At 42.2% G+C, this 14854-nt stretch carries 16 protein-coding genes and 1 tRNA gene; 1 reads left to right on the forward strand and 16 read right to left on the reverse strand.

All coding sequences use genetic code 11. The features are described 5' to 3' along the window. Window positions 1–335: 335 nt before the first annotated feature. The 4 genes from NST58_RS32395 to NST58_RS32410 form a co-directional block, all read right to left on the reverse strand. Window positions 336–426 (reverse strand) — tRNA-Ser (locus NST58_RS32395). A gap of 43 nt (window positions 427–469) precedes the next feature. Continuing rightward, window positions 470–682 (reverse strand): DUF951 domain-containing protein, encoded by a 213-nt coding sequence (locus NST58_RS32400; RefSeq protein ID WP_036677772.1) that lies wholly within the window; start codon window positions 680–682, stop codon window positions 470–472. Next, window positions 682–1725 carry a mechanosensitive ion channel family protein gene (locus NST58_RS32405; protein ID WP_339245576.1) on the reverse strand — a complete coding sequence of 348 codons (1044 nt, stop codon included), beginning with the start codon at window positions 1723–1725 and terminating at the stop codon, window positions 682–684. Before NST58_RS32405 ends, NST58_RS32400 begins: the two co-directional genes overlap by 1 nt. Window positions 1726–1746: 21 nt before the next feature. After that, window positions 1747–1992, reverse strand: a complete 246-nt coding sequence (locus NST58_RS32410; protein ID WP_076124321.1) for a DUF3343 domain-containing protein — start codon at window positions 1990–1992, stop codon at window positions 1747–1749. A gap of 119 nt (window positions 1993–2111) precedes the next feature. Here NST58_RS32410 and yyaC point away from each other — a divergent pair, with 119 nt between their 5' ends. Further along, window positions 2112–2720, forward strand: coding sequence for a spore protease YyaC (gene yyaC / locus NST58_RS32415; protein WP_036677770.1), 609 nt, complete (start codon window positions 2112–2114; stop codon window positions 2718–2720). Here yyaC and NST58_RS32420 read toward each other — a convergent pair. The 12 genes from NST58_RS32420 to rpmH all read right to left on the reverse strand — a co-directional run bounded on the left by NST58_RS32420 (window position 2692) and on the right by rpmH (window position 14179). Continuing rightward, entirely contained in the window at window positions 2692–3192 is a 501-nt protein-coding gene (locus tag NST58_RS32420) for a DUF4446 family protein (protein WP_036677768.1), read from the reverse strand. The genes yyaC and NST58_RS32420 overlap by 29 nt on opposite strands. 36 nt (window positions 3193–3228) lie before the next feature. Further along, window positions 3229–4374: an aminotransferase class V-fold PLP-dependent enzyme gene (locus NST58_RS32425; RefSeq protein ID WP_339245578.1), complete on the reverse strand. Its 1146-nt coding sequence runs from the start codon at window positions 4372–4374 to the stop codon at window positions 3229–3231. 197 nt (window positions 4375–4571) lie between these two features. After that, window positions 4572–5414, reverse strand: a complete 843-nt coding sequence (locus tag NST58_RS32430) for a ParB/RepB/Spo0J family partition protein (RefSeq protein ID WP_339245580.1) — start codon at window positions 5412–5414, stop codon at window positions 4572–4574. Further along, entirely contained in the window at window positions 5407–6168 is a 762-nt protein-coding gene (locus tag NST58_RS32435) for an AAA family ATPase (RefSeq protein WP_036677762.1), read from the reverse strand. The genes NST58_RS32430 and NST58_RS32435 overlap by 8 nt, the downstream gene beginning before the upstream one ends. A gap of 178 nt (window positions 6169–6346) precedes the next feature. Then, entirely contained in the window at window positions 6347–7162 is an 816-nt protein-coding gene (noc, locus tag NST58_RS32440; RefSeq protein ID WP_036677760.1) for a nucleoid occlusion protein, read from the reverse strand. Between the two features lie 414 nt (window positions 7163–7576). Further along, window positions 7577–8302, reverse strand: coding sequence for a 16S rRNA (guanine(527)-N(7))-methyltransferase RsmG (rsmG, locus tag NST58_RS32445; RefSeq protein ID WP_339245582.1), 726 nt, complete (start codon window positions 8300–8302; stop codon window positions 7577–7579). 3 nt (window positions 8303–8305) lie between these two features. Then, window positions 8306–10192, reverse strand: a complete 1887-nt coding sequence (gene mnmG / locus NST58_RS32450) for a tRNA uridine-5-carboxymethylaminomethyl(34) synthesis enzyme MnmG (protein WP_339245584.1) — start codon at window positions 10190–10192, stop codon at window positions 8306–8308. Between the two features lie 39 nt (window positions 10193–10231). Continuing rightward, window positions 10232–11608, reverse strand: coding sequence for a tRNA uridine-5-carboxymethylaminomethyl(34) synthesis GTPase MnmE (gene mnmE, locus NST58_RS32455; protein ID WP_339245586.1), 1377 nt, complete (start codon window positions 11606–11608; stop codon window positions 10232–10234). A 109-nt stretch (window positions 11609–11717) separates the two neighbouring features. Then, on the reverse strand, window positions 11718–12452 hold the full coding sequence (jag, locus tag NST58_RS32460) for an RNA-binding cell elongation regulator Jag/EloR (protein WP_036677749.1): 735 nt from the start codon (window positions 12450–12452) through the stop codon (window positions 11718–11720). Beyond that, window positions 12449–13318: a YidC/Oxa1 family membrane protein insertase gene (locus tag NST58_RS32465; RefSeq protein WP_036677747.1), complete on the reverse strand. Its 870-nt coding sequence runs from the start codon at window positions 13316–13318 to the stop codon at window positions 12449–12451. Before NST58_RS32465 ends, jag begins: the two co-directional genes overlap by 4 nt. Window positions 13319–13404: 86 nt before the next feature. After that, window positions 13405–13755: a ribonuclease P protein component gene (gene rnpA / locus NST58_RS32470; protein ID WP_036677842.1), complete on the reverse strand. Its 351-nt coding sequence runs from the start codon at window positions 13753–13755 to the stop codon at window positions 13405–13407. Between the two features lie 289 nt (window positions 13756–14044). Further along, entirely contained in the window at window positions 14045–14179 is a 135-nt protein-coding gene (gene rpmH / locus NST58_RS32475; RefSeq protein ID WP_036677745.1) for a 50S ribosomal protein L34, read from the reverse strand. Window positions 14180–14854: the final 675 nt, after the last annotated feature.

A 14854-nucleotide genomic window follows, 5' to 3' on the forward strand; every position in this document is an offset into this window, starting at 1 on the left:
TACACATACTATACTCAGGCAGTACAAAAGAGAGGTGTGGTTCCGTTGGCCGTCGTAGACGAACACAATCACAGGATATCTGATTCAGCATCTATTGTTAGCTGGGAATAGTAGTGGGTTATTGTCTAAAAAGCAGTAACCTCAGCAACGCCTAAATCACTTTAGTCGCTATATACAGAGAAATTCCAACATCATTGATGTACTGCCTCTTGAAGAAGGACCCGAAAGGGCCCTTCTTTTTGCATGTTATGATCTTTTGCAAACAGCTCAGTGGACACAAAAAAACCTCCGTTACAGGAACGAAGGATTCATTAAAATGTTATATTATGCTGAAGTGGCGGAGAGGGTGGGATTCGAACCCACGCACGCTGTGACACGCCTAACTGATTTCGAGTCAGCCCCCTTGGGCCTCTTGGGTACCTCTCCGCAGCAAAAATAATTGTATCATGCAGACATGCCATTTGCAAGCTTAATTATTGTCTGTATTTCCCTCTGCAGAACGCAGTACCTTCTTCATATTCTTCTCGAATTTCGCCCGGGGAATCAGAACACTATGCTGACATCCTGTACACTTAATGCGGATATCCATCCCCATACGAATGATCTCCATCTCATTAGAACCGCAAGGGTGCTGTTTCTTCATCTGTACAATATCTCCAAGCTGAAAAACTTTACGTTCCACTACCCTTCCCCCTTTTTCCCCTCTTGTGTAGCTGCGATTTGGCGTCTTGATCCAGTGTCAGGCGTATCCGATACTTCCTGCTCATTTTCTGTTTTTTCCAGTTCAATTTCAGCCTTTGCTTCTTCTTCTTCTGCCTTCAAACGCGCTTCCTCTTCGGCTTGAGCAGCTTGGGCCTGCTCTAGACTGCTTAGTTTCTCTAGTGCCTGCTTAATATCATTCTGAATCTGTCTCTCCGCAACCTCTTTTGCATTAGGTAAACAGCTAGCCGCTATACGAATTACATATTCCGAAGTACTCATGGACTGTATACCGAGCACATTAGGATAAGCAAGAACATTAGAGTTACGCTCTTCTATTCCTTTTAGCGCTTCTCCAATCAAACCTAGCGTGGCCTCCAAGCTCCGCTCCATTTTTACAGGAACATCAACTACAGCCAATGCATTCGAGAGAGAATAATTGGTTACGTTCGTGATTAATCCATTCGGGATAATAAATACTTCTCCAGTTGTGCTTAACAGTCTGGTTGTTCGCAGTCCGATTAATTCTACCGTTCCTTTATAGGTCCCCGTTTGAATTACATCACCCACTGCAAATTGATCCTCTAAAATAATAAAGAAACCTGTAATAACATCCTTCACCAAACTTTGTGCCCCAAAACCCACTGCTAGACCAAGCACACCCGCTCCAGCCAACAATGGTGCCAAATCGAAGTGGAACTCAGAAAGCACGAGCATGATCATCACAAAATTACAGATAACTGTCACTACATTTTTCATCAATTCCCCAACCGTAGTAAACCTTCGTGTGTTGGACAGAAGTCTGCCACCGGTTTTACGCTCAAGCGAACGATCAATAATATTAGAAACAATTTTAATAATAACCCGGGTTAAGAGAAAAATAACAAAAATCCGTAGACCCGCAAATAATACATCCGCCCACATATCAGCATCGGTAAACCAATTCCACACCTTATCTTTAAAGCGAATGGCATCTTTTAAGGTATCCGCACCGGGTGTATCAGCCTCCAGTATCCACATATTCATCGCATGTACTCCTCCCTACCCCTAAATCAGTATGTAGTTCTCGTTGTGTTTTCCGTAGATGCCGCGTATTTCTATTTCCTGCTCAACTATAATTCTTTTTACCTCTTCCAGCGCATTTTGAAAAAACTGAATTGAAATTGCACAGCCTGCGGTGATCTCCTTCGGAGTTGGAAATATATCAATTTCTATTTCAGCATACTCAAGCAGCATTTCAGCACGAAGCGCCTGCTGGGTGGAGTCAAACGCTATTAACATCTCATCCTGCATATACGTCAAGCCTCTCCATAGGTTTATCGTCCTATCTCTTGCTGCTGGAGTATAAAACCCCTCTTCTATCCATATACTAGATACCAACAAATAGAATCACCCTTAGAAAGGAAGATGGTATGAACTCCTCATCCAAGGCTACAGCAGCGCAAGAAACGTCCTGTTTAAAAATATCACATACAGATCCCGATATCTATTCCGCAATTACTCATCGGCTACTTTTTCACTTTTCACGCACGCGTCCAGAGACTCAAATTATCGTCATCTGTGTAGGCACTGATCGCTCCACCGGAGATTCTCTCGGTCCTCTTGTTGGTACTGCATTATCCCGTTTTCATAGTCCATTGTTTCATTTATACGGTACCCTTGAAGAACCGGTTCATGCCGTCAATCTTGAAGAGACTTTGTCTCTAATTAATGAAAAATATAATAACCCGTTTGTCATCGGAATAGATGCCTGCTTAGGTCACTCTACTAGTGTTGGCTGCATCCAAGTCGTTGAAGGTCCCCTCAGACCAGGAGCTGGCGTAAATAAACAATTGCCGCCGGTTGGAGATATCCATTTGACTGGAATCGTTAATGTCGGCGGCTTTATGGAGTATTTCGTATTGCAGAATACACGGCTAAGTCTAGTCATGCGCTTATCTGATATTATCGCTACAAGTCTATATTCTGCTTTAAAACAATGGAACCTGCATGCTACTTCTGCTGCAACGCGAGAGTTATAACTTCTTTTTCTTCAGGCGATAAGGCATATTGTGATTCCCCATTTTGCATAGGCTTGGAGTAAATATATGAGTTCTCACGATTATGAAGGCTGGTTAATACAATGCCACTGCTATTGTCATCCAGAATAGCCACCGAGAAGCTCAAATCATTACCACGTTCACCGAAGGCATTATAACGCTTCAGAGCGATATTTGACTTCATGCCGCGGATTTTGACTTGGGTAGCTTCTATCAACGCTTTTTGCTCACGTTGTTCTTCTTCCAGCATGTCGCTTTGGTTCTTCAGATCAACCAGAAGGCCTTCCAGATCCTCCACACCGCTTCCTGCCATCATGGCCTCATATTTGCGCCGTATAGTCCGCAGCTTAGCTCCCTGAGCGATTACAGTCACTATCAGTACTAGCATAATTACTACGAAACCAAACACAAACCACTGCAACTGTTCATTAATTAATTGATTCATTTCAGACATGAATGGACCATCCTTTTTATTTATCTGCTGCGGGCATCAGCCATATAACTCATCCATAGCAGCTAGCATTCTGCTTATATTATGCTCTGTTGTATCTACGCCTACACTCGCCCGAACAGCACCACTTTCTAGTGTATCAATAGCCTTATGTGCCAGTGGGGTACAATGCATACCCGCTCTGACGGCTATTTTATACTCACGATCTAGACGGTGGGCTATATTCGCCGATTCTTCCCCATCCACTACAAACGACACAATTCCAGTTCTCGGAGCCCCTAATGTGGGCCCTAATAGTTTAATGTTTGGAATATGGGACAAGCCCTCCATCAGCAGTTGAGTCAGCTTCCACTCTCTTTCGTGGATAACGTTTGTCCCTATCGATTTTACCTTTTGAACACCGGCTAGTAAACCAGCAATTCCTACCGCATTTTGCGTTCCCGCTTCATACCGATCTGGGCGAATAGAGGGTTGTTCACTATTCTCAGATTGACTGCCTGTCCCTCCATGCATTAAGGGCTCGAGATCCAATTCAGGTGATATATAGAGCCCACCAGTCCCTTGTGGTCCAAGCAACCCTTTATGCCCAGGAAAAGCTAATAAGTCAATATTCATTTTTTTCACATCAATATCAAGCGAGCCTGCACTTTGAGCAGCATCCACTAGAAATATAGCACCCTTTGCTTTAGCTAGATCCCCGATTTCACCAATGGGAAGTATACTACCTAGTAAGTTGGAGCTATGATTACAAATTACCATTTTAGTGTTCGGTCGAAACGCCTTGTCCAATTCGTACAAATCCAATTGCCCTGCTCGATCCACCTTCAGATAATCAACATTTATCCCTAGTGACTTACGTAAATATTCCAAAGGTCTCCGCACAGAATTATGTTCAGTCATTGTAGAGATTACATGGTCCCCTGCTTTGAGCGTACCTCTAATCGCCATATTTAATGCCATCGTAGTGTTTTGGGTAAACGCTATGTCTTGTGCATTAGAAACCCCAAACAACTCCGCCAGCAAACTCCGGGCTCTCACCAACACCCGACCGCTTCCCATGGCCAGCGAATAATTCCCTCTGCCAGCATTTGCTCCCGACTGCAAAGCATTCATCATCGCAGCTGCCACCTCTGGAGGTTTAGGCCAGGACGTAGCCGCATGATCCAAATATACGAAGTCTTCCATAACCCCGCTCCTCGTCTCATACTCTTTTTCATTAAGAAGAAACAACGTTGTCGCCCTTTATTGATAATAACCTTATCTGTAGAAAATATAAGGATAATATCCAGCTGCACTTTATACATCCTTATATTTTGAAAAAACATACCCCTACTTATCCGATTACGGATAGCTCAGGATATGTTCTTGGCATAGATACCCATTTAGTTACCCAATAATTCTAACAATCTTTCTAAGTCCTGCGCACTGTAGTAATTCAGTTCAATCTTCCCTTTTTCCTTACCTTGTTTTATCTTAACCGTTGTTTTAAACCGTTCACGTAATACTTCCTCTACATTATCAATATAGGGATCACGTTTAACAACTTTAATCTTTGTACTGTTCGTTGGCTTTCGATCCAGATTTTTCACTGTTTCTTCAAGCTCTCTTACGCTCCATTGCTGTTCCACGCATTGTTCAGCCAATTGTTTAATAACTTCCGGATCTTTCAGGGCAACAATAGCTCGTGCATGTCCCATAGACATTGTTCCACGTGAAACATATTCTTTTACTTCTTCCGGTAAAGTAAGCAATCTTAGGAAGTTAGCGATGTGTGATCTGGACTTTCCAACTTTAAGTGATAGCTCTTCTTGTGTGAGTGAAAATTGATCCATCAAACCTTGATAAGCAACTGCGATTTCCATTGCATTTAAATTTTCACGTTGCAAGTTCTCAATCAGGGCGATCTCCATGACCTGTTGATCACTTAGATTTCTTACGACTGCTGGAATCGTAGGTTTACCACAATATTGCGATGCCCGGAATCTGCGTTCACCGGCAATGATTTCATACCCCTTCAAAACACTCCGTACAATGATCGGTTGAATCACGCCATGTTGTCTGATGGACTCAGCCAATTCCTGGATTGCTTCTTCATTGAAATCCTTGCGTGGTTGATAAGGGTTAGCCCGTAATTGAGCTAATGGGATTTCTACTACCTTATCATCTTCATTAATAGATAAAGAAGGAATCAGAGCATCCAGACCTTTTCCTAAACGTTTACTCATAAGAAATCACTTCCTTTGCCAACTCTAAATACACTTCTGCTCCCTTTGAGCGAGGATCATAAGTAATAATGGATTGTCCATGAGACGGCGCCTCACTTAAGCGGACATTCCGAGGAATGATAGTTCTGTAAACTTTTTCCTGAAAATACTTTTTAACCTCTTCGATGACTTGGATCCCTAGATTCGTACGGGCATCCAACATGGTTAATAGTACTCCCTCTATTTTTAAATGCGGATTAAGATTTTTTTGTACTAGACGCACGGTGTTTAAAAGCTGACTCAACCCTTCGAGCGCATAATATTCACATTGAATCGGAATGATTACCGAATCAGCAGCTGTAAGGGAATTGATCGTCAAAATCCCAAGGGATGGAGGACAATCAATGATGATGTAGTCATAATTATTTTTAACCGCATTTAGGGCTTTTTTCAATTTCAACTCTCTGGAAATCGTTGATACTAATTCGATCTCCGCCCCCGCTAATTGAATGGTCGCCGGGATGATGTGCAGTCCTTCATTTTGAGTTTCAAGTATCGTTTCTAGAGGATTTACTTCATTAATGAGAATGTCATATATACAATTCGCTACGTCCGCCTTGTTGATGCCAACGCCGCTGGTAGTGTTACCTTGAGGATCGATATCAACTAGAAGCACTCTTTTTCCTAATGTAGCCATACCGGCACCTAGGTTCACAGAGGATGTTGTTTTACCGACACCGCCTTTTTGATTTGCTATGGCAATAATCTTGGACACTAATTTCACCTCGAATAGTTAGGAAGAATCTTCTCGTAGATCGCAAGTACAAACGGCCAAACTATGTTACTTTATATGAGCTAAAACTCTAAAATGCAGGACTGAGCAATACATCCTGGTTTAAGTCACACAAAAGGCGGCCAATCACTTTAAGGCCGCCTTCAGCTTTTGAAACAATTTATCTTTTGGGGATCTGGATTACAATCTCGTAATGGTCACCACGGTCATTTTCTGACGTTTTGATTTCCATACCTGAGCCTGACACCATATCAATAGATTGACGAATTGTATTAAGAGCTAGACGAACATCCTTGGTATAGGAGACCCGTTTTGACTTTTTAGTTTGCGAAACTTGTTTATAGAAAGCAATACGAGCTTCCGTCTGTTTAACATTTAATCCTTTTGCAATAATCTCTGCCAAAACTTTTAATTGCATTTCCACACTATCCAGTGATAAGAGTGAACGCGCATGTCTTTCGGAAATCTGACGTTCCATCAACGCTGTCTTAACCTCTTCAGGTAAGTGGAGTAAACGAATCTTATTCGCAATAGTCGACTGACTCTTGCCTAAGCGTTGTGCTAAGCTTTCTTGTGTTAATTGATGAAGATCAATTAACTTCTGATAAGCGACAGCTTCTTCTATGGAGGTCAAACCTTCACGCTGTAGATTTTCTATGAGCGCAATAGATGCAGCCTGAGAATCATTGAACTCACGGACAATAGCAGGGATCGTCTCTAAACCAAGCTTTTTAACTGCCCGCCAGCGCCGTTCACCTGCGATGATCTCATATATGGAATCTCGCATACGTACAACAATAGGCTGAATGACACCATGAGTTTTAATTGTCTGACATAACTCATCAATTTTGTCATCATCGAATATAGTCCGTGGTTGGTAAGGACTGCTAACGACCTCATGAACTGGTATTTGTTTGATTTCTTCTCCGCTGCTCCGCTCGTTAAACCCAAATAGCTTGGTAAATTGTTCTTTCATTCCGTTCATAACCACCTAATTTCGTTATAGTACGATCTTCTTGACCTTCTTCACGGAAAGCATATCGTACAGCAATCTAAAACATTCTGATATTATGGAATTACCTGTAATGAACAGGCATCATAATCTCTCCTTCTTTCGAACAAGAGTACAGAGAAGGAGTTATATACAAAATTAAAGTCTACTATGCTATTCTATCACTTTTCTCCACATAATCATATTCTCCGTAAAGACCTATTTTTCCTGCATTTTTACAGGTGCAACAACCAAATCAGCTTATAAATCTAATTTTTATCTAATTTGATATTTATCGATTTTTGTTATCATCAACTTCATAAAAAAAAAGCATTCCCTTTGTTCAAAGAGAATGCTCCTAAAGGAACTTTGAGTATCGGCAATGTTTCACGTGAAACATTATTTTATCAATGGTGTTTTGGCAGGAATTCCCGCTTTTCTTGGATATTTAGCTGGTGTTGCTCCTGTCTTACGGATCATAATAATATGTCGATCCGACTCCTCCACTGGTAAGCTGAACGACTCCACTTTGCTGAGTTCAGCACGAAGCTCTTTTAAGCTGTACTTAGCTTCGCTTAATTCCTCTGAAGGATCGCTGCCCTTCATTGCAGCGAACACCCCATCTTTGCGTGTGAAGGGAAGACAAAATTCATTCAATAAAGACAGTCTTGCTACCGCACGTGCTGTAACCAAATCATAGGCATCACGATGAGTGAACTTGCGCGCGACATCCTCTGCCCGCCCATGGATCAATTGTACATCAGTTAATCCCAATGTCGTACTTACATGCTGCAAAAATGAAATTCGTTTATTGAGCGAATCAACAATCGTTAGCTTCAAATGAGGAAAACATATTTTAAGTGGGATTCCTGGAAACCCAGCTCCTGAACCTATATCTGCGAGATTGGTGATCTCGTTAATATCAAGGAAAAAAGCTAATGAAATAGAATCATAGAAATGCTTCGTATATACCTGCTCTCGCTCAGTTATACCCGTGAGATTCATTTTTTCATTCCAGGTTACGAGTTCCTTATAATACAGATCAAATTGTGCTAACTGTTCTGCTGTAAGGGATATGCCTCGTTCCTGTAATAGTTGTGTGAATTGAACTTCCGTATTATCCATAGCTTATCCTTTCGCCGCGGTTACCCGGTTGTAATGCTCAAGATATACAAGAAGAATGGAAATATCAGCAGGTGTAACTCCCGCAATCCGAGAAGCCTGCCCGATAGAGATCGGGTGAATCTTAGTCAGCTTCTGCCGCGCTTCCATCGCTAATCCATGGATTTCATTATAATTAATGTCATCTGGAATTTTTTTCTTCTCCATCTTTTGCAGGCGCTCCACATGTTGAAGTTGTTTTTCTATATATCCGGCATATTTAATTTGGATTTCTACTTGCTCCTTCATTTCTGCATCCAGCATCTCTGGTGATGGTGATACTTGATCAACAAAACTATATACAAGCTCTGGGCGCCGCATCAGAACAAGCAAATTACTGCCATCTACAATAGGTGCCGATTCATATTGCGCTAGTACTTGGTTTACATCAACAGGTTTAACCTTTGTTTCTTGCAGACGAACAATTTCACGCTCCACCCGTTCTTTCTTATCTGTGAAGTTATCGAAACGCTCCTGTGTGATCAAACCAATGTCATAACCGATAGGTGTAAGTCTTAGATCTGCATTGTCATGGCGAAGCAACAAACGATATTCTGCACGTGAAGTAAGCAGACGGTAAGGTTCATTCGTTCCCTTAGTCACGAGATCATCAATGAGTACACCAATGTATCCCTGTGAACGATCTAGGATTACGGGTTCTTTGTCTTGCACTTTGCGTGCTGCATTAATTCCAGCCATAACCCCTTGGCCTGCTGCTTCCTCATAACCGGAAGTGCCATTGATTTGTCCAGCAGTGAACAGACCTGGAAGACGTTTGGTTTCAAGAGATGGCCATAGCTGTGTAGGAACCATTGCATCATATTCAATAGCATAGCCGTTACGCATCATCTCTACCTTTTCCATACCAGGAATGGAACGTAAGATAGCTAGCTGTACATCCTCAGGAAGACTAGTGGACAGACCTTGTACATAGTATTCCGATGTATTTTTTCCCTCCGGCTCTAAAAAGATCTGATGCTTAGATTTATCACTGAATCTTACGACCTTGTCTTCTATAGAAGGGCAATAACGTGGGCCAGTTCCTTCGATAATACCTGTGAACATCGGCGCACGATGAAGGTTATCATTAATAATCTGATGAGTAACCTCAGAGGTATACGTTAACCAACAAGGAAGCTGTTCGTTATCGGATGATTTCGTTTCGAACGAAAAGAATTTCGGTTCATCGTCCCCTGGTTGAATTTCTGTCTTAGAGAAATCGATCGTATCACGATGTACACGTGGTGGAGTACCTGTTTTAAAACGAACCAATTCAAACCCAAGCTCCCGTAAGTTCTCAGAAAGCTTCACGGATGGCTGTTGATTGTTAGGTCCACTTTCATATGTTAGCTCACCCATAATCACTTTACCACGCAGGTAAGTACCTGTTGTCAGGATAACAGTCTTACTACGGTATTCGGTTCCGGTCTTCGTAACTACACCTACACAACGTCCATCCTCAACGATTAAACGCTCAACCATCCCTTGACGAAGTGTCAAATTAGGCGTTTTCTCCATAGTTTCCTTCATTGTATGTTGATAAAGGAATTTATCAGCTTGTGCACGTAAAGCATGTACAGCTGGTCCTTTACCTGTATTCAGCATACGCAGTTGAATGAATGTCTTATCTATATTGCGGCCCATTTCTCCGCCAAGCGCATCAATTTCACGCACTACATGTCCTTTGGCAGGTCCGCCTATGGACGGATTGCAGGGCATGAATGCAACCATATCCAGGTTAATTGTGATCATTAACGTACTGCAACCCATCCGGGCTGCAGCCAGTGCTGCTTCACAGCCAGCATGACCAGCGCCAATGACGATAACGTCATAGTTGCCTCCATCATAACTCATGTCCTGTTTCCCCCTTGAAATTATATTAAATCGTGAATCTTATTTTCCTAAACAAAATTGTGAGAATATTTGGTCTAACAAAGAGTCAGCTGCAGTATCGCCAATTATTTCCCCAAGCTGTTCCCATGCGAGCCGTACATCGATTTGAATCATATCAATCGGTATATACTGTTCTGCAGCATCGTATGCATCTTGAAGTGATTTATAGGCTTTTTTGAGCAGGGCTATATGTCTCACATTACTCACATATGTCAAGTCACCCGATTCCAGCTTTCCACCAAAAAAGAGTGTCGAAATGGCATCTTCAAGTTTGTCTAGACCTTCCTCTTCCAGAACGGACATCGGTACAATGTTAGACTCTTCAAAAAATGAGAGCAACTTATCCTTATCCAGTTTGGGCGGTAAGTCCATTTTATTCATGATTACTAGGCACTGTCTACCGTGGATTTGTTCCATCAATGCCAATTCATCCTCATGCAGCTCTTCATTAGCATTCAGCACAAGTAGAATCAGGTCGGCGTCACTAACTGCCGCTTTGGAGCGCTCCACCCCAATTTTCTCAACAACATCCATCGTTTCACGAATTCCCGCTGTATCGAGCAGCTTAAGCGGTATATTATTTATCGTTATAAATTCTTCTATTACATCACGTGTTGTTCCTGGAATATCTGTTACAATCGCTTTATTCTCACGCGCTAATGCGTTTAGCAATGATGATTTACCAACGTTCGGACGTCCGACAATAGCTGTTGTAATCCCTTCACGAAGTATTTTTCCTTCATTAGATGTCTTAAGCAGCTTTGTGATTCCCTCCATAACCTCACTGCTTTTATCTTTAATAAATTCAGCTGTCATGGATTCTACATCATGTTCTGGATAATCTATATTCACTTCAATATGAGCCAGCATCTCAATAAGTGTATGGCGTAAAGCATGAATTCGATCCGATAAGGATCCGCTAACCTGTTTTAAAGCTACAGAAAAAGCCCGGTCAGACTTAGAGCGAATCAAATCAATAACAGCCTCAGCCTGCGATAAATCGATACGTCCGCCCAAGAAAGCACGCTTGGTGAACTCCCCCGGCTCGGCTAACCTTATCTCCTGCTGCAGAAGTAAGTCCATCACTCTTCTTACAGAAATTACACCGCCATGAGCACTGATCTCTACTACATCCTCTGTCGTAAAAGAACGTGGTCCTTTCATAACGGTTACCAACACTTCTTCCATCTTCTCTCCGTTATCAGGACTGACGATATGTCCGTAATGAACGGTATGCGATTCCGCTTCAGTTAATGGAACTCGGCTACGAAATAATGGTGCCACTTGGGAAATAGCCTGTGGGCCACTTACCCGAATAATAGCAATTCCTCCCTCGCCTAATGCCGTCGATACGGCAGCAATGGTGTCACTAAGCATGCTGTTTTTCACCCCAAAACTTATATTTTTTGAATAGAAACGTTCTTTTATTTTTAAAAAAACAATGACCCCTTACATTGGTCAAGGAGTCATTGCATCCATATAGTCTTTACTTCAAGGTTATAACGACGCGGCGATTTGGCTCTTCGCCTTTACTGAGGGTACTCACTTGCCGGTGATCCTGTAACCTGGAGTGGATAATCTTGCGCTCCTGAGGAGACATTGGCTCCAATACAACCTCTTTACGAGTGCGAATTACACGTCCGGCTAAACGATCAGCCAGCTCTTCAAGCGTTTTTTTACGGCGCTCACGGAAGTTCTCTGCATCTAACACAAGCCGTATAAAACTGTCGGAATAACGGTTAGCTACAATATTAGCCAAATACTGTAGAGCATCGAGAGTTTGTCCTCTTCTGCCAATTAACAGTCCCAAATCTGGACCGGAAATTTGCAGAATCGTGGATTCCTTGGTGTGGACGATTTCTACCTCCACTTCGAGCCCCATGCTCTTAGCGACATCCACAATGAAATGAACGGCTTCTTGGTAAGCTTCCTCCACCGGTTGTCCGGAATCTTGGCGTGGCACACCGCCGATGGCCTCCTGTTTGCTCTCTCTTGCTGACTGTTGAGGCAGTGACGGAGCACTCGCCGCTGATGCCGGTGCGGCTTCGGCTATCAAGGTTAGTTCAACCTTGGCACCTTTCGCACCGATCAATCCCAGGAATCCTCTTGATGGCTGCTCAAGTACGTTGACCGTTACCCGGTCCTTTTGAACTCCAAGTTGGGTTAGTCCCCGTTCTACAGCTTCTTCAATGGTTTTCCCTGTTGCGACGACTTTGCTCATTTTGACTTTTTGGCTCCCTTCGATGACTTGTTGCCGCCTTTGCTCTTCGGAGCAGGACTGGAGTCATCTGTACTTTTTACAGCACTTGCGATTGCCAATTTGTGTTTATCGTTGTTGCGGTATAAGAAGTAGTTCTGAATAATAGTGTAAAGGTTACTGTACACCCAGTATAATGGCAAGGCTGCAGGGAAGTTGTACGACATCACGAAGATCAGAACTGGATAGATCATCATCATGAACTGCATTGGCCCTTGTTGTTGCACTGGGTTCATTTTGGTCATCATTCTAGTTTGAATAAATGTTGTTAATGCTGCTAGTACTGGCAAGATAAACAGATGATCCGGTTTACCAAGCTCCAGCCACAAGAAGGTATGCTCCCGTAGATGTGGATTATAGTAGATCGAGTTGTAGAGAGCGATAAAGATAGGCATTTGTACGATCAGCGGTAAACAACCCGCCATTGGGTTAACCTTATTTTCTTGGAACAAACGCATTGTTTCTTGCTGCACCTTTTCAGGTGTGTCTTTATATTTTTTCTGGATCTTTTGGAGTTCCGGTTGAATGGCTTGCATTGCACGCGAGCTCTTAACCTGTTTAATAGTAAGCGGAAGAATCAACGTGCGGACAATAATAACCATCACAAGTACGGCTAAACCATATTCTCCGTTAAACCAATCTGCAAACTTGTCCAAGGCAATGGCGAAATAATACACTACATTACTTTGCCAGAAGCCTCCATTCTTCAAATCCTCCGTAGTGTGCGTGACAGCAGTCGACGGAGCGCATCCCGACAGAACAGCTAACGACAACACCATTACCGTGATGAGGAGAAACCATTTTCCTCGTCTAGTCTTCATTAGAGACACTTCAAAACCCCTCTCTTAAACATTCCATTCCACCGTAAATCATACCATAATTATGAATACAAATAAACAAGCCTCTTAAGCACCCTTTATTTGCGGGAAGCCTTGAGTAGCTTGGCTTTACGAAGCACATGCAGCACACTTTTTTCGAGCTCTGCATACTCCATGGAAAGCGCTCCTTTTCTTACGATAAACACCATGTCTAAGCCACCTGCAATCTCAGGTTCATGGTGACGGACGATTTCCTTAACTAATCTTCTCATACGGTTACGGACAACCGCGTTTCCGACCTTTTTGCTAACAGACACACCTACTCTAAATCGCTCTACCTCTTTTTTGCCAAACCAATACACTACAAATTGATGATTCGCAAATGACTTCCCATGGCGGTATACACGACTGAAGTCGGCACGGTTTCGTAAACGTAACTTTTTGTGCACGGGAATCTCCTTCATAAAAATCCGGTTTAAGTGTCCCTCCGAATTTTTTCTTCTAATAGTATAGGCATTTGCAAGCAGCCATAAACGACCACATTTGCTGTGCTGAAATTAAGCTTCTATATATAGTAGGAAAAATAATTTCAACTTCTCACAAAATATTTCTCAATATACGTTAAATAGCCCCGCAAAGTGTAGCTAGCGCATTAAGCGAGATCCTAGACTTTTGCAGAGCAATAATAATAAAAAGCAGTAAAAAAAGACCACCGCAGTGGTCCCTTAGTGGCCTAACTTACGCACTCAAAACTTTTCTGCCTTTCAAGCGGCGAGCTGCCAGCACTTTACGGCCGTTTTTCGTGCTCATTCTTTTACGGAAACCGTGAACCTTACTACGTTTGCTCACATTTGGTCTAAATGTCGGTCTCATAATTGCACCTCCCTTACAGGAACTTAATTACTGTCATATAAGCAGAAACGGACTAAGCCGTCCTTATAGTAGGGACAGTATCTACAAGAATCATCATTTTTATATATCGAGACATATCCTTACAGAAAACACCTTTATATATTTAAACATATTTTATGAGCAAAAGTCAACCTAGTAACCGGCTTGTTCCTCCCTCTCAAGCTCAGGTGTTTATCCACAACTCTCCCCAGGAAAAAAGTAATCCACAAGATATGACAGTTATCCACCTGTGATCAAAAAATAAAGTCGACTACTCACAGTTGAGCACAACCTGTGTATAAAATTATCGAACCTTTGGCATAAAGTGTCGAACCGTAAACAAATTATCAACAATATGTAGTGGTGTTCCTAATAATTGTACACAAGTGCTTGAATTTGTGGATAAAATAGCCCTGCTCATTGAAAAACAAGGGGCGTTTTGCTATGATGGTATTACTTTTGAATGTGAATAGATTTGTTTGTTCTCTTAATTATCAACAAGCTGTGGATAAAGTTGTGAACAAATCAAATTTATCCATATTTTTTTGTCTCTTCATATTGCCTACTGGGGATAAATATCAGCACCAACCTATTTTCTTCGACATTTCCACTTCATGGCTGATGCCACATTTGGAAGATTTAAAGGAGTGACAGTCT

This window comes from Paenibacillus sp. FSL R10-2796 (assembly GCF_037965315.1).
Taxonomy (GTDB): Bacteria; Bacillota; Bacilli; order Paenibacillales; family Paenibacillaceae; genus Paenibacillus_AQ; species Paenibacillus_AQ odorifer.